The sequence below is a fragment of the Vibrio sp. AH4 genome, from assembly GCF_030710545.1.
In the GTDB taxonomy this organism is placed as follows: Bacteria; Pseudomonadota; Gammaproteobacteria; order Enterobacterales; family Vibrionaceae; genus Vibrio; species Vibrio metoecus.
Map to the genome: position 1 here is coordinate 2488790 of NZ_JALAIV010000001.1, position 21055 is coordinate 2509844.

20 protein-coding genes and 2 tRNA genes are annotated in these 21055 nt (G+C 46.4%); 8 read left to right on the top strand and 14 right to left on the bottom strand.

The features are described 5' to 3' along the window. Positions 1–7: 7 nt before the first annotated feature. The 6 genes from galM to MKA69_RS11560 all read right to left on the bottom strand — a co-directional run bounded on the left by galM (position 8) and on the right by MKA69_RS11560 (position 5662). Positions 8–1072: a galactose-1-epimerase gene (gene galM / locus MKA69_RS11535; RefSeq protein ID WP_305848091.1), complete on the bottom strand. Its 1065-nt coding sequence runs from the start codon at positions 1070–1072 to the stop codon at positions 8–10. A gap of 8 nt (positions 1073–1080) precedes the next feature. Continuing rightward, a complete protein-coding gene (gene galK / locus MKA69_RS11540) occupies positions 1081–2241 on the bottom strand; it encodes a galactokinase (protein WP_095475035.1) in 1161 nt (386 codons plus the stop codon). 60 nt (positions 2242–2301) lie between these two features. Further along, complete coding sequence (locus tag MKA69_RS11545) at positions 2302–3354, bottom strand: UDP-glucose--hexose-1-phosphate uridylyltransferase (RefSeq protein ID WP_095459303.1); 1053 nt, start codon at positions 3352–3354, stop codon at positions 2302–2304. Between the two features lie 380 nt (positions 3355–3734). Then, on the bottom strand, positions 3735–5168 hold the full coding sequence (locus MKA69_RS11550) for an MDR family MFS transporter (protein WP_305848092.1): 1434 nt from the start codon (positions 5166–5168) through the stop codon (positions 3735–3737). 319 nt (positions 5169–5487) lie between these two features. Beyond that, a tRNA-Val gene (locus MKA69_RS11555) sits at positions 5488–5564 on the bottom strand. Positions 5565–5585: 21 nt separating this feature from the next. Then, positions 5586–5662 (bottom strand) — tRNA-Val (locus MKA69_RS11560). 271 nt (positions 5663–5933) lie between these two features. Between MKA69_RS11560 and MKA69_RS11565 the strand changes: the two genes are divergently transcribed. After that, complete coding sequence (locus tag MKA69_RS11565) at positions 5934–6992, top strand: GGDEF domain-containing protein (protein WP_000340046.1); 1059 nt, start codon at positions 5934–5936, stop codon at positions 6990–6992. Here the strand turns inward: MKA69_RS11565 and MKA69_RS11570 are convergent, their stop codons facing one another. The 6 genes from MKA69_RS11570 to MKA69_RS11595 all read right to left on the bottom strand — a co-directional run bounded on the left by MKA69_RS11570 (position 6993) and on the right by MKA69_RS11595 (position 12972). Next, positions 6993–7673, bottom strand: a complete 681-nt coding sequence (locus tag MKA69_RS11570) for a DUF2726 domain-containing protein (protein ID WP_000229268.1) — start codon at positions 7671–7673, stop codon at positions 6993–6995. A 219-nt stretch (positions 7674–7892) separates the two neighbouring features. Then, positions 7893–8696, bottom strand: coding sequence for a hypothetical protein (locus MKA69_RS11575; RefSeq protein ID WP_305848093.1), 804 nt, complete (start codon positions 8694–8696; stop codon positions 7893–7895). 135 nt (positions 8697–8831) lie between these two features. Next, positions 8832–9809, bottom strand: coding sequence for a chemotaxis protein CheV (locus tag MKA69_RS11580; protein ID WP_000070387.1), 978 nt, complete (start codon positions 9807–9809; stop codon positions 8832–8834). A 27-nt stretch (positions 9810–9836) separates the two neighbouring features. Then, on the bottom strand, positions 9837–10604 hold the full coding sequence (locus MKA69_RS11585) for an ABC transporter substrate-binding protein (protein WP_001198750.1): 768 nt from the start codon (positions 10602–10604) through the stop codon (positions 9837–9839). A gap of 65 nt (positions 10605–10669) precedes the next feature. After that, entirely contained in the window at positions 10670–11356 is a 687-nt protein-coding gene (locus MKA69_RS11590) for a response regulator (RefSeq protein ID WP_001097374.1), read from the bottom strand. Beyond that, positions 11356–12972 carry a sensor histidine kinase gene (locus MKA69_RS11595; protein ID WP_055028843.1) on the bottom strand — a complete coding sequence of 539 codons (1617 nt, stop codon included), beginning with the start codon at positions 12970–12972 and terminating at the stop codon, positions 11356–11358. Before MKA69_RS11595 ends, MKA69_RS11590 begins: the two co-directional genes overlap by 1 nt. A gap of 327 nt (positions 12973–13299) precedes the next feature. Between MKA69_RS11595 and MKA69_RS11600 the strand changes: the two genes are divergently transcribed. The 5 genes from MKA69_RS11600 (at position 13300) to MKA69_RS11620 (ending at position 18445) form a co-directional block, all read left to right on the top strand. Further along, the gene (locus MKA69_RS11600) at positions 13300–13533 is read left to right on the top strand and encodes a hypothetical protein (RefSeq protein ID WP_001250486.1); all 234 of its coding nucleotides are present in this window, start codon (positions 13300–13302) and stop codon (positions 13531–13533) included. Positions 13534–13725: 192 nt separating this feature from the next. Beyond that, positions 13726–15144, top strand: a complete 1419-nt coding sequence (locus tag MKA69_RS11605) for a TolC family protein (RefSeq protein WP_305848094.1) — start codon at positions 13726–13728, stop codon at positions 15142–15144. Between the two features lie 11 nt (positions 15145–15155). Then, positions 15156–16130, top strand: coding sequence for an HlyD family secretion protein (locus MKA69_RS11610; RefSeq protein ID WP_000859620.1), 975 nt, complete (start codon positions 15156–15158; stop codon positions 16128–16130). 18 nt (positions 16131–16148) lie between these two features. Then, positions 16149–17300 (top strand): ABC transporter permease, encoded by a 1152-nt coding sequence (locus MKA69_RS11615; RefSeq protein ID WP_305848095.1) that lies wholly within the window; start codon positions 16149–16151, stop codon positions 17298–17300. Further along, positions 17297–18445 (top strand): ABC transporter permease, encoded by a 1149-nt coding sequence (locus MKA69_RS11620; protein WP_305848096.1) that lies wholly within the window; start codon positions 17297–17299, stop codon positions 18443–18445. Before MKA69_RS11615 ends, MKA69_RS11620 begins: the two co-directional genes overlap by 4 nt. 3 nt (positions 18446–18448) lie before the next feature. Here the strand turns inward: MKA69_RS11620 and MKA69_RS11625 are convergent, their stop codons facing one another. Then, positions 18449–18823 (bottom strand): ATP-binding protein, encoded by a 375-nt coding sequence (locus tag MKA69_RS11625; protein WP_305848097.1) that lies wholly within the window; start codon positions 18821–18823, stop codon positions 18449–18451. A gap of 139 nt (positions 18824–18962) precedes the next feature. Here MKA69_RS11625 and metA point away from each other — a divergent pair, with 139 nt between their 5' ends. After that, positions 18963–19904 carry a homoserine O-succinyltransferase gene (gene metA / locus MKA69_RS11630; RefSeq protein WP_134817708.1) on the top strand — a complete coding sequence of 314 codons (942 nt, stop codon included), beginning with the start codon at positions 18963–18965 and terminating at the stop codon, positions 19902–19904. Positions 19905–20087: 183 nt separating this feature from the next. Beyond that, the gene (pilW, locus tag MKA69_RS11635) at positions 20088–20801 is read left to right on the top strand and encodes a type IV pilus biogenesis/stability protein PilW (protein ID WP_055035716.1); all 714 of its coding nucleotides are present in this window, start codon (positions 20088–20090) and stop codon (positions 20799–20801) included. A gap of 5 nt (positions 20802–20806) precedes the next feature. Here the strand turns inward: pilW and MKA69_RS11640 are convergent, their stop codons facing one another. Beyond that, positions 20807–21028: a hypothetical protein gene (locus tag MKA69_RS11640; RefSeq protein ID WP_001217312.1), complete on the bottom strand. Its 222-nt coding sequence runs from the start codon at positions 21026–21028 to the stop codon at positions 20807–20809. Between the last annotated feature and the right edge of the window lie 27 nt (positions 21029–21055).

The following is a 21055-nucleotide window of genomic DNA, read 5'->3' on the forward strand; positions in this document are numbered from 1 at the left end:
GCACCCGTTATTCATCCTTTTGGTAAATAAACTGGTAGCAAGTGCGGTAATGGTAGTGCTCTTGGGGCCGCAAAATACAACTAGGTTGGGGCCATTCAGGATGGTGCGGCGAATCGGGCAAAAACTGTGTTTCTAGCGCAATACCAGCATAATCGACATACTCTGAACCACGCCTATTTGGCGTTCCACCTAGCCAATTTCCAGTATAAAGTTGCATCGCAGGTTTATCCGTCGTTACCTGCAATTGTACTTTTCCATCGGCAGAGTAAAGTTTCGCCACCGGCTGGTGCACATCGCGCTTTGGCGCAAAAAAGTAACTGTGGTCATAACCTTTGGCACTCACTTGCTGCGCGCCTTGTAACAGATGTTCACCAACCTTCTTCGGTGACGTAAAATCAAAACCCGTTCCCACTACCGATTGCAATTCACCGCAGGGAATTCCAACGGCATCCGTGGGCAAATACTGCGCCGCATCAATCCAAAGTTGATGTTCAAGGCAGAGCTTGCCACTCTCCGCGCCATCTAAATTAAAGTAGGCGTGGTTTGTCAGGTTCACGGCTGTTGCACGATCAGTGGTGGCTTGGTAGTCGATATTCACCCCACCTTGCTCATCCAACTGATAGGTCACTGTTACGTGGAGATTGCCCGGAAAGCCTTGATCCCCATCAGCAGAAAGCAGGTGAAAGGTCACATGCTGGGCGCTTTGCTGCGTGATTTGCCAGCGCCGACGGTCAAAACCTTGGGCTCCGCCGTGTAAGGTATTCCCAGCTTGATTAGTACAAAGCTCATAGCTTATGCCATTGATGCTGAATTCACCGCGCGCAATGCGGTTGGCATAGCGCCCAACACTCGCACCCAAATAGCTACCTTGACGTAAAAAATCCGCCATGCTGTTCACGCCAAGTAATACTTCACGTGCTGATTCACCGAGCGGCAATCTACAGCTTAACCACGTTGCTCCAATATCCATCAGCACGACACGCATTCCGGCTTGGTTGCTCAACTCAACAAGGTTGGCAGGTTGACCATCGTAAGCCACCTGATTTGTCATACCGTCAAATAATGCGTTCATTCATTGCCTTATACGTGTTCAATCAGACCTGCGCCCGAAGTTGCATGACAAACATAAATTGACTCTTTTAAGCCTGTTGCCGCTTGATATTCGCGCTCCACTGCACGTTTCACGGCATCCACTTGAGTGGGGTGCACAAGTGCCACCACGCAACCACCAAAGCCACCGCCGGTCATGCGTACCCCGCCTTGCTCCCCAATTTCTGCTTTGACGATTTCTACCAGCGTATCAATCTCTTTGACTGTGATTTCAAAATCATCGCGCATTGATGCATGTGATGCCGCCATTAACTCGCCTAAGCGCAGCATATTTCCTTCACGTAGAGCCTGCGCCGCCTGTAAGGTACGCTCGTTTTCTGTGATGATATGACGCGCCCGCTTTGCCACCAATGGATCCAGTTCCGCTTGTTTCGCGGTAAATTGAGCCAAGGTCACATCACGTAATGCCTTGACTCCGAATGCTTTGGCTCCCGCTTCGCATTGTTGGCGGCGGGTGTTGTATTCACTATCCACTAAGCCACGTTTTTTATTGGAATTGATGATCACAACAGCCATCTGCTCTGGCATCGAAACCGCTTCGGTCTGCAAACTGCGACAATCCAATAACAAAGCATGGTTAGCTTGGCCTTGCGCCGAGATCATTTGATCCATAATCCCGCAGTTGCAACCAACAAACTGGTTTTCGGCTTGCTGCCCATTGAGCGCGATTTCAGCTTGGCTGATTTTTAACTGGTACAGCTCTTTAAACGTTTGCCCAATCACCACTTCTAATGCAGCGGATGAACTCAGCCCTGCACCCTGTGGCACATTGCCAGACACCGCAATGTCTGCGCCATGAAACTCATAGCCGCGCTCAATCAAGCATTTCACCACACCGCGAATGTAGTTCGCCCACATTTTCTCAGGCTGAAAAGTAATCTCTTCACGCAGATCAAATTGGTCAGTGTCATTGCCATAATCAACAGCCACCAAACGCACGAGAAAATCTTCACGTTTCGCAGCCGCAACAACCGTCTGATAATTGATCGCACAAGGCAGTACAAAGCCATCATTGTAGTCGGTGTGTTCACCGATCAAATTGACTCGCCCCGGAGCTTGTACTCGATGTGTAGCAAAATAGCCAAAGACTTGCTCAAAGGCCGTGTTAACGTTTTGGATTAATTCTGACATAGGGCTTCTCACTTTAAATTGGAACAACCGCACTGTGCTCACTACAGTGTCATATCGTTTTTACTGCTCTTTGTAATGTACATCGCTCACTGCACGCAGGCGCTCTGCTGCTTGTTCTGCAGTTAAATCACGCTGACTTTCTGCCAACATTTCATAGCCAACCATGAACTTGCGGATGGTTGCGCTGCGCAGCAAAGGAGGATAGAACAACGCGTGCAGTTGCCAGTGTTCTATGTTGGTCTCAGGTTCAAAAAAGGGCGCGTAATGCCACCCCATCGAGTATGGGAAAGCACATTGAAATAAATTGTCGTAGCGACTGGTCAGCTTTTTGATCGCGAGTGCGAGATCATCACGCTGCTCATCATTCAGTTCATTCATGCGGCGGATATGTGTTTTCGGCAGCAGCAGTGTTTCAAATGGCCAAGCCGCCCAATAGGGTACGACAGCCAGCCAATGCTCGGTTTCCACCACGATGCGTGTACCCTCTTTAAGTTCCGCTTGTACATAATCCACCAACAAGTTGCTGCCATGGTTTTGGTAATAAGCCTTGAGATGTTGCTCTTTGCGTTCAATTTCATTGGGTAAAAAACTGTTCGCCCAGATCTGTCCGTGCGGATGGGGTTGAGAACAGCCCATCGCTTCTCCTTTATTCTCAAAGGCTTGAACCCAAACGTACTCTTTACCCAGTTCTTCGATTTGCTCATTCCAGGTTTCGATCACGTCGCGAATGTTCTTTAAAGGCAACTCTGGCAAGGTTTTACTGTGATCTGGAGAAAAGCAGATCACTCGGCTTAAACCACGCACGCCTTGAGTTTTGAACAACGGATTGTCGGATTCAGGAGCGGCCGGAGAATCGACCATCAGTGCCGCAAAGTCATTGTTAAACACATAGGTGCCTGAGTAATTCGGGTTCACATCGCCAGAAATACGGGTATTGGATGGACATAAAAAACACTGCGCATCGTAGTTAGCTAACTCAGCTAACGCGGGTTTTTCATCCGCTCCGCTCCAAGGGCGTTTTGCTCGATGCGGTGATACTAAGATCCACTGCCCCGTCAAAGGGTTATAACGACGATGTGGATGATCCACAGGGTTAAATTTAAGCTCAGACATAGCGATCTCTCCGCTTCTCTCCAACAATCCGTTGAGAAGACGATCATCAATATTCAAAAATTAGGCTGGCAGCGCAATTGCCCTGCCTTTAGCAAAAGCATAGCAATCTTCTCTACTGACATTCTGTGAGGCTAATCGCACAGTGTAAACGTTTCCATCTTTATTTAAAGTAACGTGATGACAAGGCCGAGCCATATGCTTAAACAACCAAACGAGGACAATCAATGAGATCAAGGAGATGAGATTTTAAGTCTCAATAACCGCGTAGGGTTAATCTGTAGAATGTTTTAAGGCTAAACCTTCACAAGTTAAACGTTTACACAAGGGTCATAGAGTGTGAAACCCAACGAACATCACTCCGTTAGGTTCATTGGTCATAATCAAGAGTCGAAAGCGTAATCATCTAACTGAATTTTAGGGGCTCGCAACGCATTCAGCGCCCCCAGTAGCGCGAGCAGTCCTGCAACCGCAAAACCAATTTGAAAGGCATGCAGCACCTCACTTTGTGGCATTGCAGCAATCGCTTTCAGGCCACTGTGTGGAGAGAGCCCCGGTAGTAAAGAGTAGATCAAGGTGCCAAAAAATGCGGTACCCACCGAAGCCCCCAAAGAACGGCTCAAAGAAGCCATGGCGGTAATCCGTCCTAAATTTGCCTTGCCCGCTAACGTTTGAATCAATACTTGAGTTGAGGGCATTACCGTTCCTAGCCCTAGACCGCACAAGGCTGCAATCACACTGACCCATTGCGCCGATAACGGAAAAAAGGCTAATGCCGCAAATGCACAACTGCTTAAGCTCATACCAAAAACGGGTAAAAATTTCGGCACACCTGTTTTTGCAATAACTTTACCGGTGATATAAGCACCACCAATAATGCCGCATGAGAGTGGGATTAACAGCAAACCCGATTGCGCAGCATTGACCTTGAGTCCTAATTGCAAAAAAATGGGTAGGAAAAAGATCAATGCAAACAGACATGCGGCAAAAATAAAGGTAGACAGTAACGGAATATGAATCTCTCTGCGGGCTAATAAATGCAGCGGAAGAAAAGAGGATTTAACACGCTTTTGCTGAGTGATAAACAGCAAAGAGGTGAGAACGAATAAACCAACCAGTATCAAACTGGTGCTGGAGAACCATGAAAAATAATGTCCGCCCGCCGACAGCCAATAGATGATGAGGGTCATCATACTCGGAAAAAGGATCAGCCCCGCAACATCAATCGATGCTTCCGATTTGCGTGAACTTTGCACAAACTTAAATCGCGCCAAGCGATGTAGCGCAATTCCGACTAAAGGCAAATTGAACCAGAACAGCCATTGCCAAGAGAGGTAAGTTACTAGCATCCCGCCAAGTACGGGGCCACCAATACTGGCCACCGCAAACAAAGAGGAAAAATACCCTTGAAACCGTGCACGCTCACGCGGAGGAACCAATTCACCAATCAGGGCTTGCGACAAACTCATCAATCCGCCACTGCCTAACCCTTGTACAATACGTCCAGCGACAAGCCACGGCATATTGATTGCAAACGCACAAATCACTGAACCTAAGGAAAAAATACTCAACGCGATCATTAACATCGGTTTGCGTCCATACTGATCGCCCAACCAACCATACACGGGAACACTGGCGGCACTGGCTAGCATGTAGCCGATTGCAATCCATGAGGAGAGTTGTAAATTGCCTAGGTCACGTACGATCGTTGGCGTCGCTGTCGCGAGTAGAGTTTGATCCACGGCGGCCAAAAACATCGGCAGAAATACGGTAAAGAAAATACTGAGAAAGGTTTTTCTATCCACTGGCTGTGACATACATCCCCCACTGACACCCTGCGTATTACCAGATCAATTTCATAGCACAAACACACGGATATCATAAAGCAATCCTAGCCGCTCAGTGAGTAGATATTGCAACCTAGCTCCACAAGCCTCTGACCAAAAACTCATGTTTCGAATAACGTGTTCAGCCGATCGCTTGCTTTTCTGGTTAACGGAATAAAGGAGGGAGCGTGAATACATGATGAATGAAAAGCACATTACACAAAGGGACGTAAGTGAAAATGCTTGAATCACAGAAACAACAAAGCCCGCATTACGCGGGCTTTATTACGTGTTCATACTGAACGAATTCTGGTGCGTCTAAGTGGACTCGAACCACCGACCCCCACCATGTCAAGGTGGTGCTCTAACCAACTGAGCTATAGACGCATACTGTGTTGAAGTTTCTCATGGTGCGTCCGAGTGGACTCGAACCACCGACCCCCACCATGTCAAGGTGGTGCTCTAACCAACTGAGCTACGGACGCATCGCTTGAGAACGAGGTGGATATTAACGGCAGATTTTCTGACGTGCAAGCCCAATTTCTTTGTTTTTGAACCGTTTGGCTTTTCTATCATCAGTTTGATGCTTTTTTACACTTCTGCCATTTGTTTTCCTCTATTCCACCCCTAGAGTACGGGCGATTTCAAGAATTAGAGCGCCGTCTAGTTTTGTGATATGCATTCAAGATCAATGTTGATCCGAGCAGGTAAGGCTGTACTATAAACGCTTAATTTTAGCCCCGAAGAGGGTAAGTCATGGATGCTAGGTTATTCGACAACACACAAACACTGCGAGCGTCAGTGTTGTGCGGGCTCAGCTTTTTTTGGGCTTTGATCGCTTTTTTGATGGCGCTGATCAATTTTTGGTCGCAGCCAGAAATTCAACTCGGGCTTATCGAGTTGGTTTGTGCTTTTTATTCTCTGTATATTTACACTCTGGCCAAACGCCGCGCTCACACGCAGGGGCAGATTTATCTGTATCTATTTATTCTCACAGGTACCACCCTTTTCGCGACCTACATGAAACCATTAGTGATGGGAATTTATGTTTGGAGCTGTTTTGTGCCTATCCTTTTTTATATTTTTACCTCAACTCGCTTTGCTTTCCTCACTTCAGGTCTCTTCTTGATCTTGCAAGGCAGCGTTGTGTATTGGCAATCACACAATGATCCCTCGATTTCTGGGTCAATTTTACTGCACTTTTGTTTTGCCTATATTGGCCTTTGGGTCGTGGCTCATGTGTATGAGGAAAATCGCCGTAAAATTGAGAACTCCCTACTCTATCTTGCATCTAGAGATCCTCTTACTGGGGCTCATAATCGTTTGTCACTAACGACCTCCTTCCATCACTTTGAACAGTTTAGTGATCAAACATCACTCAGTTTATTGGTGATTGATTTGGATTTTTTCAAATTAATTAACGATCAGTATGGCCATGATACGGGTGATAAAGTTCTGGTAGAAACCACACGCCTGCTGGCTCAAGTCGTTGGTGACAGTAATTTATATCGGATTGGTGGCGAAGAGTTTTGCGTAACGCTGTTTGATCAATCTTTAGAACAAGCAGAGAAAGTTTGTGAGCGGTTAAGAACCATCATTAGCCAGCATTTATTCGCTTTTGGTGATAAGCGTGTGCAAGTGACCATCAGTATCGGTGTCTGTGAATACCAACCAGGAGATCAACTCAACGATCTCCTGAAATTTGCAGATATTGAACTGTATCGAGCCAAAAAGGCTGGAAGAAATCAGGTTCGTTTATTTCAACATGCGCAGTTCAACGTCAACCGAGCGAATCAACAAACCGAGAATCTGTAATTAGTTATTCTCGTTAGCCTCTTCATCTTCAAATTCGTAAACCACATTGTAGTTTTCTGTGTAAGAACAGTGTGGTTGGCGGCTACAAGTGAAGAAGCGTCGCCCACGGTATTCGCCTTGAGTAGCCACTTTGATCACCATCGGGCTGCCGCAACGCTTACAAAAGCGCACTTCTTGATCCGGCTGAATGAGATCAATGTGCGCCGCTAGCAGACGTCGCAATTTTCCCACTTGGTAGCTCATCCGAACATTCGTACCAATCAAAGGAATATTGGCAGATTTGCACACGTGGAGCAGCAGCTTCTCGCGCTCAACTTTGCCTTTTTGCAGCTCTTTACCATCATCCAATTCAATGACGACTCTGGGTTCAAGCGTTCTCGCATCACACACCAAAAAGTCAAAGTAGCTTTTTGATATCTTGTTATAGGCAATAAACCAATGCTTTTTGCTTGGTAACTTATGCGGCGTGATCACATTCGCCATATTCACTTTGGCCAGTACCACACCGTGGTCGCCCACTGCACTAACTAACGCGTTATAAAAAGCGCTTTCTTTCATATCGAGCAGCGGCCCTCTCTTTTTATAGGCATACTCTTTGGTGTCATCGTGACGGATCACGTACTTTTGAATAATGAAAAAAAACAGCACAAGTAGGATGACGACAATAAAAATTTCAACCATAAATCATTTGAACCGCAGTAATGAAAGAAGTGACATCCTGATGTATTCAAGAAGTGCCAACCTGTTATCACTTCTTGCAATCAATGGATGATCGATTTGCTATTGATAACTGATGTTGTGCTGAAAGACCAGTTTGGATTATTGATTTTGTGCCGAAAATAAAGGAGTTAGAGCATTCTTATTGAAAGAAGGTGGTTGAGTCACGAAAAAGGCTCACCATTAATTCTTCTCTGGCATTTTCAGTTCAATCACTTGGCGTTGATTGAGCCGTAATAAAGACAGTGATTTTCCCCAATATTGCTCAATCAAACGATCCATTAACCCTGATTCTACGGCCTTTTGCAAAGCTTGTTCTAACGTATCTTTGTACTGGGCAGTTTTAGGGCTTAGATAAAATCTAAAATCATTTTGATACTGGAGAAGCAGATGCTGTTCAATAGCGAGATGGGGATTGAGGATTGATTCTTGGTAAATTTCAGTCACACCACGAGGGAAATAGTTCACCTCTCCAGTGACGCTAAGCTTTTTGTACAGTTCTCTCCATTCCCCATTTTGAATATAAAAAGGCAACTGATTGTAACGCCAGACAGTAATATCTACCCAATGCTCACCTAATCCTGCAATCAACAATGTTTTGCGCAGGTCACCTAATGTGGCAACGTTGTCGAATCGACTTTGCAGGCTAGGAGGTATGAGCAATATGCGCTGCCCGATCAAACCATGCGTCAGCGGAATATCGATATAAGCAAAATGTTGATTACGCTCTGGACTTTCTAATAACCAAGTCAGTGACAGTTGGTCATTCTCCACCATTTTCACTACACGCTTTTGGGGAAGGTGTGGATAAGGCGTCTCAATAATCAGGTCAATACCTTGGTCTGCTAAAGCGCGAGTGAGTAATTCATGGTAGTAAGCGTGACCATTATCGCTTTGTGCCGGTAACACCAACGTTATGGTTTGATTACCCGCCCAAACGCTGGCTGAAAAGAATAATAAAAAACACGGCAACCAAGATATTCGCATACTGCCTCCACCGCTACTTTATCCTCTGCCATCTCATGGTGCGGTATTGCCAAGATGTCTACTGTTGAAGGTATAACGTTTTCACAACAAAGAGACTCTTATCATTGAGAAAAGCGGAGCTTAGCTCCGCTTCTATTACATGTTGAGTACGTATTTATCCATCATCGACACCATTCTGCCAATTTCTGGTTTTGTGATGGTGTCGTTAGCCCCCAGTGCCAACGCCTTGGCGCGGTTATCATCACTCATCAATGAGGAGAACATAACAATCGGCATTGAGCGGTAAGATTCATCATCACGCAGGCGCTTGACTAAATGCATACCGTCCATGCGCGGCATTTCAACGTCAGTGACAACCGCATCAACCAATTCGCTAACGGCAATATTCTCTTCTTTCGCAACGGTTTTGATCTCCATTAATTTCTCAAAGGCTTCACCACCGTCTTTACAAGCAATGATGTTATAACCCGCAGAACTCAACGTATCTTGAATCAAACTACGAATAAAGGCAGAGTCATCTACAACCATAACGGTTTTGGCGTTACGCTTGGTAACCATCCGTTGATTGAGGTCGACTTTTCTATCGACCGTCACATCGTATTTTTCCATGCTCAACTCAGGGTTGATATCGGCAATAATTTTCTCGAAGTCGAGGATCATGATGAGTTTTTTATCTTGGCGTACCACCGCCACCACACAATCTTGCTCACCCGCCTCAAGAAATTGACTCGGTGATTCTACGTCATTCCAAGAAATACGATGGATCCGGCTAATACTGTCGATCAAGAAGCCGTTGGTCATGCGGTTAAAATCCGTCACGATCACATATTTTTTGCTGATATCGGTCGAGGTAGGCACACCAAGCCATCCTGCGAGATCAACGAGCGGCGTCAAAATTTCCCGTGAGGAAAACACCCCTATCATATGTGGTTGGGCATTCGGATAATCGGTGGTTTCTGGAACTCGAATAACTTCGCGAACTTTCGCGACGTTAATACCGTAGTAACAGGTTTTGGTTCGCCCATCAGGAAGCACTTTCTCAAGATGAAATTCGATGATCTCTAACTCGTTAGTGCCGCTTTCAGTCAAAATGGTACTGCTTGGGTTGCTCATAATCGTCACATCTTCTCGGGATGGTTATCAATATTTATCGAGTATTGCTTGATACCGATTTACGCCATTTTCATCAACACTGTTTTTAATCAGTTCAATGCCTTTTTGTAAATCTGCTAATACCGACTTATCTATATTTTTGTTAAATGCGTAATACAGTGAACCTTGCATTAAAACGTACACCGTTTCAAAGTCTTCAACGGGAATGTTTTCTTGGCTCATCCACCAGAGTGCAGTCCTTTCATCATAGGCCAACAAATCAATACGGCGCTTTAGTAGCTGTTCAGCCAAACTGCTCACGGTTGAACCTTCCACCATTGATTCTCTTGGTACACCTAATTGCAGTAATTGCTGCTCTCCAATGTCATCACGGATCACGCCAATTCGATAATTCCCTAAATCAATCGGATTGGTCACCGTGATGTGGCTTGATTTGCGGGCTAGCACGACCACTTTTATATCGGCAATCGGCCCCACCCAGTTAAATAAATTTTCGCGATGTGTGGTACGAGTCGTCGAAAACAACACACCATCTGACTTCAGGAGCGCCGAACGGTAAGAACGTGGCCAAGGTTGCACTAAAATATGTTCTGGACTCAAGGTTACATGAGTTACCGCAGCAGCTTGTTGAAGTAAATCAACCGCAATGCCTGCGGGCTTACCATCTTGTTCAAAGTTTAGTGGTGGATAATTCTCTGTGTAATACGTTAGCGAATCCAAACCTTGGGCTTGAACATTGACACTCCATCCAAGAACAACACCGAGTATTGCTGTCAAACAAAAACGCCATTGCATCTGTCGACCTCATCACATTCGTGTAATCTGTTTAAACTTTAGATGCAGTTATCCGATCCGTCTAATCAGGATGTGTGGCGCAGTACTCGGCGGTATGTTCGTTCTGGTCGTCCAACCGTACCATAAGTGAGATCCGCCTCCAACTCTCCAGCACTGATAAGATACTCAAGATAGCGTCGAGCTGTTGTGCGGCTTGCCCCAATTTTGTCACCCGCTTCATCGGCAGTCAGCATGGCAGAGTCTTGAAATAACACACGAATTTTATCTAACGTTACCGCATCAATTCCTTTCGGTAAACGCTGAGGCAACGTTTCGGTCGCATGTGGGGTAAACATTTTATCTACCTTGTTCTGATCAAAATCCGCCCATTGCTTTAACTCACTTTGCCGCAATTGATATTTTTTTAAGGCCGCCTCAAGTCTTGGAAACATCACTGGCTTGAGTAAATAGTCCACTACTCCTCCGCGCATCGCTTGTTGTAGGGTTTCCACCTCGCGTGCCGCCGTGATCAAAATAACATCACAATGCACATTGCGCCCACGGATCCACTGCAAAAACTCCAGCCCCGTACCATCAGGAAGATAAACATCCAGTAAGATAAGATCCGGATTAAGCACTTCCACTTGCAGACGTGCGTCAGCTTGTGACGTGGCAATACCCACGACATCAAAACCGTCTAATTGATTGAGATAACGATGATGAAGTTGAGCTATCGCAGGGTCATCTTCAATGATCAGGATCCGGGTATTCATTACATTTCATCCTTGGGTAAATAGACCGTCATTCTTGTACCTTGTGTTTTGCTATGCATTTCCAACTGCCCTTGATAACGATCGGCCAGTTGTTTGACCAAATAAAGCCCCACACCACGATTTTGTTTCGCTTTGCTCGACACGCCCTTTTCGGTCAGTTGCCAATGCTCCAGCTCTTTGGGTAACCCACAACCTTGGTCATCCACCTCTAAAATGATTTCATTGCCAAAATCACTGATCGACACTTCAATCACTCTGCGGTCTTGTGGAACCACGTTGAGTGCTCGTACCGCGCTCAACGTAGCATCAAACGCGTTATCAATCAGATTGCCAAGAATGGTAACTACATCTTCTGCTTTAATATGCTGTGGCAGAGCCTCAAGGCGAGCCCCTTCTTCAACCCATAATTCTAAACCGAGTTCGCGAGCGCGTTCCGTTTTTCCAAGCAGCATTCCAGCGATCAGCGGGTCCTTAATCGTTTCGCGCAAAAATTCAATAAGCAACTGATAATGCTCGGTTTCTTGTCCAATCAATTGTTGTACAGACTCAATCTCCCCCATTTGCAACAACCCACTGATGGTATTTAATTTATTTCTATGCTCATGGGTTTGTGAACGCAGCATCTCAGCGTATTCACGCGTTTGAGCTAACTGTTCAGTCAATTCATTAATTTCATCGCGCAACCGAAAGCTGGAAACCGCACCAACCACTTTACCCTCGACGACAATCGGGCTTCGGTTAGCGATAATCCAATGTTTATTCAGATAAAGTTCAATATCGTGATCCGTTCTGCCAGTGGCAAGTACCGTATAGAGATCACTTTCTGGCAATAACGTCGTTAAGCGTCGATTCAACGCCTGCTCGCGCTGCAAACCCAAGATCTCACAAGCACTTTTATTAATAGAACGCAAAATGCCTTTGTCATCGATGCTAATGATCCCCTCCTTCAAGGTGCTCATCGTCACGTCTAACTCAACATACAATCGACCGATTTCTTCTGGTTCAAAACCTAAAATCGCGCGCTGAAAGCGGCGGGAAGCATAGCTAGAGACCAACGCATTGGCTCCAACCACTAATAGTGCGGTCGCAATCAGGTAAAACAAGAAAGGCTCGACTCTATCTTGTAGCCGTTCAATCAAGTAACCAACCGAAACCACCCCAAGAATTTCACCATCACGCCCCACAACCGCCGCTTTGCCGCGCACAGATTTACCTAAAGAACCTTGAGCAAATGAAACATACGCTTCGCCATCAAGCAAAGCTCTATCGTTATCTCCGCCAACCATGGGTTTCCCAATACGTTCATTAAGCGGGTGAACAAGCCGAATGCCTTTATTGTCACCAATCACGATAAACGCGGCACCAATCAATTGGGTTAATTCACGATAAGCTTGTTGTTGTTCATCACTGGCATTGCCCGTTTGGATCATCGAAATCACTGCAGGTGTTTGAGCGAGAAACGCTGCGACCCCCAGCGCTTTTTGCCCCACTTCTTGTTCTTGGGAGTGTTTGACATAGATAAATCCTGCCGCAACCAACAGTAGCAGCTCGATCAATCCCGATAATGTCATGATGATTAACATTCGCTTGCGGAAAGTAAGGCTGTTCCACACCATAGTTCACTCCTTGTTGGCGAGTGAAAACTAACATCAATTTAACATGGGTGTGAAGTTGTCAGTACATAAGTGTGAGGCTGGCACGGGATCCGTCCTCTTCACTTTTGGTGAGTGGATTTTCCAGTACCGCCAAGCAAAACTGATTGCATATCTGTTTTATGGCACAGGTCACAACAAATCTGCACTTCGTAGCCGCAACTTCGTTGGTTAAGAAGTATACTTAATGCGCAGTGAGCATAAACCAGAGTGGGACGCAACGGAAACCTAACAATCACAATAACCCGTGCGACCAAGTTCACTCAACAACACGTCAGAAGGAATAGGGACATGAGAAGAGATGCTTTTGGAATTTGCCTTTCAAAAGACATGCTTTGCGAGCATTTACACTCAACGTTCACCCATGTGAGAGCTTATGAAATTGAGCCAGAGACTCATGATGAAATGCGCGTATTGTTCGCGTTTCCCCAAATGTCCGGCAAAGATGTTCTCACCACGATGCAGGGAACTAAAAAATTAGTCTGGAGAGCCGATTACCACTGCCCTTCTTACCCGCATTGCTAACCGCTAATCAGTATTACTGGATGGCGGTTTATCTCGCAGCCAATCATGGATTTTTGGCGCAACCACTTGTTATCCCAAAAACTGACTTGCTCTTGCAAGTCAGTTTTTTATACTGAACTCGTTAACTCTTTGTTTGACTTCATCACTCAAAAAATAGAGCATTAGCTCTAAATTCATTCTGTCGAGTCCAAAATGAAAGTAAAATTCCTCTCTTTGGTGGTCTGCTCTTTACTCTCCATGCCGACTGCCCACGCAGCACCTATCTCCTTCCAAGATGCTTGGGAATTGCTGCAACAACAAAACAACTCGCTTGCCGCACAAAGAGCTAATGTTGAACGCTATTCCCATCTAAAAGACGCCACGCAAAATCTGAACTTACCTTCGGTCAGCGTAGGGGCGAATTTTACTCGGCTTGATCAGGATGTAACGCTTTCAGGAAAACAAATCTTTGATAGCACAGGTCAACCTCTTCCAGCGTTACCCCCGACACTCGCGCCATTACTTGCAGGGCTGGGATCGATTCAATCCACCATCACCGAACGCGATATTTTCACTTCGTCGATCCGAGCCATTTGGCCCATTTTTACTGGCGGCAGAATTACCGCCGCTCAAGATGCCGCCGCAGGTAAACAAGATGAAGCGAAAAGCCAACTGGCGATGGAAGTACAAGCCCGCTATGAGGATTTAGCCAAATATTACTTTAGCGTGGTGCTTGCAAAAGAGGTGTTGGAAACACGAATTGCGGTAGAAGAAGGGTTGACTCAACACCGAGATCACGCGCTTAAGCTCGAACAACAAGGGCAAATCGCTCATGTTGAGCGTCTACAAGCCGATGCGTCTTTAGACAAGGCCAAAGTCGAACGCAAAAAAGCACAGAAAACATTAGACATAGCCCAAAGTGCACTGACCCAAATTCTGGGCGCCACTGAAACGGTAGAACCTAGCGGCGCACTTTTTATTAATACCAGCCTACCCCCGTTGCATGCCTTTATTGAGCAAACGCTAAACACTTATCCGGGTTTGAACTTACTGGATGCCAAAGAGAAGCAAGCCAGCAGCCTGATTAAAGCGGAACAAGGCAAATACTATCCTGAAGTTTACCTTTACGGTGATTACAGCCTGCATGAAGATGACTCACTCGCCAGCCAAATGAAACCCGATTGGTTAGTCGGGGTAGGAGTGAATATTCCACTGATTGAAAATACGGGCCGTAGTGAGCAAGTTAAAGCCGCCAATAGTGCCGTCAATCAAGTACGCTACTTAAAAGCGCAAGCTAAGCAAGATCTCAGCGTATTAGTCGAAAAAACCTATTTGGAAGCCGAACAAGCGTTAGAAGAAGTCACAGGGCTGAACTCCAGTCTGAATTTGGCACAAGAGAACCTGCGTTTACGCCAAAAAGCGTTCAGCCAAGGTTTATCCACCTCCGTCGATGTGGTGGATGCCGAACTCTATCTGGCGAGCATTCGCACTCAGCAGTCATTGGCTAGCTTTAATTACCTTATTTCACTGAATAAATTACTGGCGCTGTCGAGCGAGATGAACAGTTTCTCCACTTATCATCAATCGGCAGTCTCTCTCTCTTCGCTACACAAAAATACAGCAGCCAAGTAAAAGGAATCGCAATGAAAACCGTAAAAACCACCTTAATGACCCTCACTGCTGTTGCCGTTGTCGGTTGGATTGGTTATCGCTTTTATCAAGCTTATCAACCTGATCCTGTTACGTTGCAAGGACAAATCGAATCGCAACAATACAGCATTTCCTCCAAAGTACCGGGGCGTATTGATCAGGTTTTGGTACGCAAGGGCGATCAAGTTGAAAAAGGCCAACTGATTTTTACCCTGCTCAGCCCTGAAATTGATGCCAAATTAGAACAAGCGATCGCTGGTCAAAAAGCCGCCGGTGCACTGGCTCAAGAAGCAGAAAACGGCGCGCGTGAACAGCAAATTCAGGCCGCTAAAGATCAGTGGCTTAAAGCTCAAGCCGCAGCGGATCTCGCCGAAAAAACCTATCTTCGCGTGAATAACCTTTATGACGATGGCGTAATGCCTGAACAAAAACGCGACGAAGCGAAAACTCAGTGGCAAGCCGCCAAATACACCGAAAGCGCCGCACTACAAATGTATGAACTCGCGAAAGCTGGCGCACGTGAAGAAACCAAGCAAGCTGCGCTCGAAAAAGCACGTATGGCTGCCGGTGCGGTGGCTGAAGTCGAAGCGTATGCCGCCGATACCAAGATTCAAAGTTGGTTTGATGGTGAAGTGTCACAAGTGTTGATGCACAGTGGAGAACTTGCCCCACAAGGTTTCCCTGTCGTCACCGTGGTGGATACACAAGACTCTTGGGCGGTATTCAATGTTCGCGAAGATCTGCTTAAACACTTCACTCAAGGTACTCAGTTCGAGGCCTACTTGCCTGCGCTCGATAAATCCGTTGCGTTTAAAGTCTCTCACGTTGCTGTGATGGGCGATTTCGCGACTTGGCGTTCAACCGATGCAACCCAAGGTTTCGATCTGCGAACTTTTGAGGTAGAAGCCCGTCCTGTCACACCCACTGAGGGACTACGCATGGGTATGAGCGTTGTGGTTAAGCTGTAAGTTGTGATTAAACTTAAGATGAAACACGCCATCCCTGCTCAATGGACGTTACTGCGTCACGACCAATGGTTACTCTCATGCTTAACTTGGGTGCCGCTACTCCTTGCGGCTTCCATCTGGTGGATTTTTTCACAAGGTATCGCACGGGATCTCCCCTTCGGTGTAGTCGACCTTTCCCACAGCCAACTTTCTCGGCAACTGATCCGAGAAGTGGATGCCACCTCAACTCTGCAAGTCAGTGAGCATTATGCGAGTGTGGATGACGCAAGCCAAGCGATGCGTAGTAATCAGATTTATGGCTTTATGGTGATCCCCACCCAGTTCGATAAAGCGATTTATCGCCAAGAGCAGCCGCAAGTGACGACCTTTTACAACAGCCAGATGATTCTGGTTGGTAAGCTGGTGAACTCTGCCGTCGTGCAAGCGCAAGGAACGTTTAATGCACAGGTTGATGTGGTGAAGAATCTCGCCGCTAAAAGTCATACCACGACGCTGGCTGCAATGGGGCGCTCAGTTCCCGTGCGAACCCAAATTACGCCTCTTTTTAACCAAAATACCAACTACGCACAATTTCTGGTGTCGGCCATTGTTCCTGCTTTATGGCAAATCACGATTGTCGTCAGCACTATTTTGATTCTGGCGGCCAACTATCGTCATTATGGCTTGAAAACATGGCTAGCCGATGCACCGCTGCGACATTTAACTCGCACCCTATTCCCTTATCTACCGATTTTTATGCTGCAAGGGCTCGGTTTTTTAATTTGGTTTTATGATGTGCTGCGTTGGCCGATGTTTGGGCATTTTTCAGTATTATTGTTTGCACAAGCCATTACGGTTATCGCTTGCGTGATCATGGGGGCTTTTTTCTACTTCCTCACGCTCGATCCCGCTCGTGCAATGAGCTTTGCCGGTGCATTCACCGCACCCAGTTTTGCGTTTATGGGCATCACTTTTCCAGCCAGTGACATGAATTCCCTCGCACAAGCATGGCGTAGCCTATTGCCCATCAGCCATTACATTGAAGTGCAAGTCAACCAAGTTAGCTATGGTCTGGAGGCTTTCACCTCTCTACAGCCTTTAGCGGCCATGGTGGGCTACCTACTGCCTCTTGGTTTAGTGCTGATCTTGATCCACAAACATTTATCTCGTGAAGCCGGAGAAGCCGTATGAGTCTGTGGCAACTGTTCAAAGCAGAATTAAAAGCGCTCATCACCAACCCCGTTGTCGTATTGACGGTCTTCGGCGGCGTAGTATTTTATTCTTTCCTCTACCCACTTCCCTACGCCAAGCAGATCCCGCGCGAGCAGACCGTGTCAGTGGTCAATCTCGATCAGAGTCAAGCCAGTTATCAATTAGAGCGAATGGTAGACGCCACACCGCAAGTCAGAATTGTTCAGCGAGACCATACGATTGCCGATGCCAAGCAGGCATTTTTAGAGAAGAAAGTTGCAGGCATCTTAGTGATTCCGGAACATTTCTACAAAGATTTGCTACTGGGTAAAAGCCCAACTCTTGCTTATGCAGGCGATGCTTCTTATTTTCTGGTTTATGGGACGATTGTTGAAGGCTTAGCCCAAGCAGGCGGCACACTCGCTGCACAAACAAAAGTAAGCCGGTTAGTGATAGAAGGTGAGCCGATGGCGTTTGCGGCGCAGCATTTTTCGCCGACCAGTACCAATCTAAAGCCCACATTTAACCCACGCATGGGTTATGTCGATTACGTCGTACCCGCCGTTTTTGTATTGATCCTTCAGCAAACATTGATCATGGCAGCGGGTCTTATGGTCGGAACCCAAAAACAAGGACATGGTTACTGGAGCCGAGTTTCTCCCGCCAAACTGCTGTTGGTGCGCAGTCTCGTATTGGTTACGGTCTATTACTTGCTAAGCCTATATTATTTCGGCGCTAGCTTTGATTTACACGGCGTGAATACATTAGCAAAACCAAGTGATCTACTCCGTCTGCTCCTGCCGTTTTTATTAGCCTGTAATTTTGTCGGTATTGCGTTGGGATCAGTGACTCCAAGACGCGAACTGGTCACTTTGGTGGTGTTAATTAGCTCGATGCCACTGATTTTTACCGCTGGATTTATTTGGCCGTTGGAAATGATCCCTGCGCCTTTAGTCTGGCTTGCGCAGTGCTTCCCAAGCACGCCGGCAATCCAAGGCTTTCTGGGTTTAAACCAAATGGCGGCCAGTTGGTCAACCATAGCACCAAAATGGACACTCCTTTGGGCACAGGCTTTGGTATGGGGCTGTTTGGCGTTTTATCTTTTACGCCGAGATCTTCAGCGTACCGCTAAACACCCACAATAATGCCTACTCTTGCCACTGTTGTCGCATGCGTTCGACAGTGGCTTCATCCACCCCATGCACGTTTTGATAGCGTTCCCGACACACAAGGATTGTCAGCTTAGCTCGATATTTTCGGGCAAGTTTCCGATACACCGCCATCTCCCAATGCCGCACAAAAGTGTTGGACACCACCACATTTTTGCCCTGCTGCAAGCTATACTCCGTCTGCTGTTGACACCATTCATGCGCTTGGGCTATCAGCTCAGGACGAAAATGGTACTCTCCCTGTTCATTCACAAAATACATATCCGCTTCCAGATGCACAGCTGGAAACGTTTTGGCTAAAGTCGATTTGCCAGAACCGGGTAAACCGCGAATAAGGGTTAGATGGGGGCGCATAATAAGATCACAGTGGGAAAATGAACTGAGTGATACTAACTTAGATTAAGGATGCATGCATTTTGCTATCGACAATAATTTTCGGTTGAGTTATAAGTCTAGATGTTTAGACGTCCATATCAAGCTTAGGGAGAAAGCTGTGCCGATTAGAATCCCCGACCAATTACCCGCGAGTGATGTGCTACGTAACGAAAACATCTTCGTTATGTCGGAATCGCGTGCTTCGACGCAGGAGATACGCCCACTCAAGGTGTTACTTTTAAACTTAATGCCAAAAAAAATTGAGACGGAAACTCAGTTTTTACGCCTCTTGTCCAACTCCCCTTTGCAGGTCGATATCGAGCTGCTGCGCATCGATGACAGGCCAAGCAAAAATACTCCAGAAGAGCATCTCAACACCTTCTATCGCCAATTTGAGCTGGTCAAAAATCGCAACTTCGATGGGTTAATCATCACGGGCGCGCCGCTGGGCTTAGTGCAATTTGAAGATGTCGCGTATTGGCAGCATCTACAAAACATCATGAGTTGGGCGAAAGCGCATGTGACTTCCACTCTTTACATCTGTTGGGCAGCGCAAGCAGGGCTAAAACTGCTGTACAACTTGCCTAAACGCACTCGTGAAGAGAAATTATCCGGCGTGTATTACCATGATATTCACAAACCTTTTCATCCACTTTTACGCGGGTTTGATGATCGCTTTTTAGCGCCACACTCTCGCTATGCCGACTTTGAAGCTGACTTTTTGGCTGAGCATACTGATCTCGATATTCTCGCAACTTCCGATGTGGCGGGCGTTTACCTTGCGGCAACGAAAGACAAACGCAACGTCTTTGTGACCGGACACCCGGAATACGATGCCTTTACCTTACATAGCGAATATGTACGCGATTTAGGTGAAGGGCTAAGCCCTGCAATTCCAGTAAACTATTACCCCAATGACAACCCAGATAATAAGCCTTGTGCCAGCTGGCGTAGCCATGGACACTTGCTATTTTCTAACTGGCTTAACTACTGTGTTTACCAACAAACACCATACGATTTGGAAAAATTCAGCGAAGCCAACTTCACCAAAGATGAATAACCATTTCTGGGCCGCTCCACGCGGCCTTTTTTATACCTTCATTCATGCTCACATGGCTTCAATAGTGAGCGACATCAAGCAGATAAAGTCGGTAAGATTTGCCAACTGACTCGCAGACTTCATCCTCATTGCTCGGTCTTCCGTCTTAATTGCCTATCATAGGTTCGTTGAGTGGAGGGACATATGAAAAGAATGTTGGCAGTCGGTGTGATATTGGCCTTAAGTGGTTGTGTCACCGTAACCGAAACATCAGATATTGCAGCACAAAGCGATCCAACCGAAATGGCTGAAGCACGGATTGCCCTTGGTTTAGGCTATTTAGAAAATGGAAGCATGATCAAAGCCCGAGAAAACCTAGAAAAAGCACTGCAACATGCCCCCGATTATTATCGTTCACAACTCTCGATGGCTCACTATTTTGAGATGGTGGGAGAAAATGACTCGGCGCGAAAAATGTATCAATCGGCGTTAAATCAGCACCCCAAAAACGGGAATGTACTGAATAACTTTGGTACTTTTTTGTGTAAACAAGGGGAATATGATACGGCGGATCAGTACTTCCGCCGAGCAGTCGAGCAACCCTATTATTACCTCATTTCGGCGAGTTACGAGAACGCCGCACTGTGCGCCTTAAAAGCAGGGAAAAATGATAATGCCCGTGAGTATTTCAAGCGTGCGGTGGATCATGACCCGAATCGACTGATGTCCATTTTACAGCTCACCAAAATGGAAATTGACGCCGGAGATTACACTCAAGCACGGCTGCGGTTAATGGCATTAAATCAACGTTACGGCTACCAAAAAGCCTCACTCAAACTGTTGGTTGAGCTAGAAAAGCGTGCCGGTAATTCAGCATTAGAGCAAAAATACCAAGCACTACTCGAAGCACAATCCTAGGTTTATTAAAGATTCGTCGGACGACCATTGCCTTTGCGATCGCGGTAGTGAATACGGCGTAGCCGACGTACCTTTTTAGCGCGCTGAATTTTTTGGTATTCGCGATAGATAACCCGAATAAAAAAACCAAGCCCAATCAGCAACAAAAGCGTAAAGACACTCATAAAAGGAACACACAGCCAGTGCGGTTGACAGGGTGCATAGAGCGGAACATCTTCGATTCTCATCTTGCCCCTCCTTTGTTAGTCTTTGAT

Coding starts and splice junctions, on each gene's coding strand:
- MKA69_RS11550 (WP_305848092.1), bottom strand. CDS start 5,168: ATGTCACAGCCAGTGGATAGAAAAACCTTTCTCAGTATTTTCTTTACC.
- MKA69_RS11575 (WP_305848093.1), bottom strand. CDS start 8,696: ATGCGAATATCTTGGTTGCCGTGTTTTTTATTATTCTTTTCAGCCAGC.
- MKA69_RS11585 (WP_001198750.1), bottom strand. CDS start 10,604: ATGCAATGGCGTTTTTGTTTGACAGCAATACTCGGTGTTGTTCTTGGA.
- galK (WP_095475035.1), bottom strand. CDS start 2,241: ATGTCAGAATTAATCCAAAACGTTAACACGGCCTTTGAGCAAGTCTTT.
- MKA69_RS11640 (WP_001217312.1), bottom strand. CDS start 21,028: ATGAGAATCGAAGATGTTCCGCTCTATGCACCCTGTCAACCGCACTGG.
- MKA69_RS11545 (WP_095459303.1), bottom strand. CDS start 3,354: ATGTCTGAGCTTAAATTTAACCCTGTGGATCATCCACATCGTCGTTAT.
- MKA69_RS11595 (WP_055028843.1), bottom strand. CDS start 12,972: ATGGTGTGGAACAGCCTTACTTTCCGCAAGCGAATGTTAATCATCATG.
- MKA69_RS11565 (WP_000340046.1), top strand. CDS start 5,934: ATGGATGCTAGGTTATTCGACAACACACAAACACTGCGAGCGTCAGTG.
- galM (WP_305848091.1), bottom strand. CDS start 1,072: ATGAACGCATTATTTGACGGTATGACAAATCAGGTGGCTTACGATGGT.
- MKA69_RS11600 (WP_001250486.1), top strand. CDS start 13,300: ATGAGAAGAGATGCTTTTGGAATTTGCCTTTCAAAAGACATGCTTTGC.
- MKA69_RS11615 (WP_305848095.1), top strand. CDS start 16,149: ATGAAACACGCCATCCCTGCTCAATGGACGTTACTGCGTCACGACCAA.
- MKA69_RS11610 (WP_000859620.1), top strand. CDS start 15,156: ATGAAAACCGTAAAAACCACCTTAATGACCCTCACTGCTGTTGCCGTT.
- MKA69_RS11590 (WP_001097374.1), bottom strand. CDS start 11,356: ATGAATACCCGGATCCTGATCATTGAAGATGACCCTGCGATAGCTCAA.
- pilW (WP_055035716.1), top strand. CDS start 20,088: ATGAAAAGAATGTTGGCAGTCGGTGTGATATTGGCCTTAAGTGGTTGT.
- MKA69_RS11625 (WP_305848097.1), bottom strand. CDS start 18,823: ATGCGCCCCCATCTAACCCTTATTCGCGGTTTACCCGGTTCTGGCAAA.
- MKA69_RS11570 (WP_000229268.1), bottom strand. CDS start 7,673: ATGGTTGAAATTTTTATTGTCGTCATCCTACTTGTGCTGTTTTTTTTC.
- MKA69_RS11580 (WP_000070387.1), bottom strand. CDS start 9,809: ATGAGCAACCCAAGCAGTACCATTTTGACTGAAAGCGGCACTAACGAG.
- MKA69_RS11620 (WP_305848096.1), top strand. CDS start 17,297: ATGAGTCTGTGGCAACTGTTCAAAGCAGAATTAAAAGCGCTCATCACC.
- MKA69_RS11605 (WP_305848094.1), top strand. CDS start 13,726: ATGAAAGTAAAATTCCTCTCTTTGGTGGTCTGCTCTTTACTCTCCATG.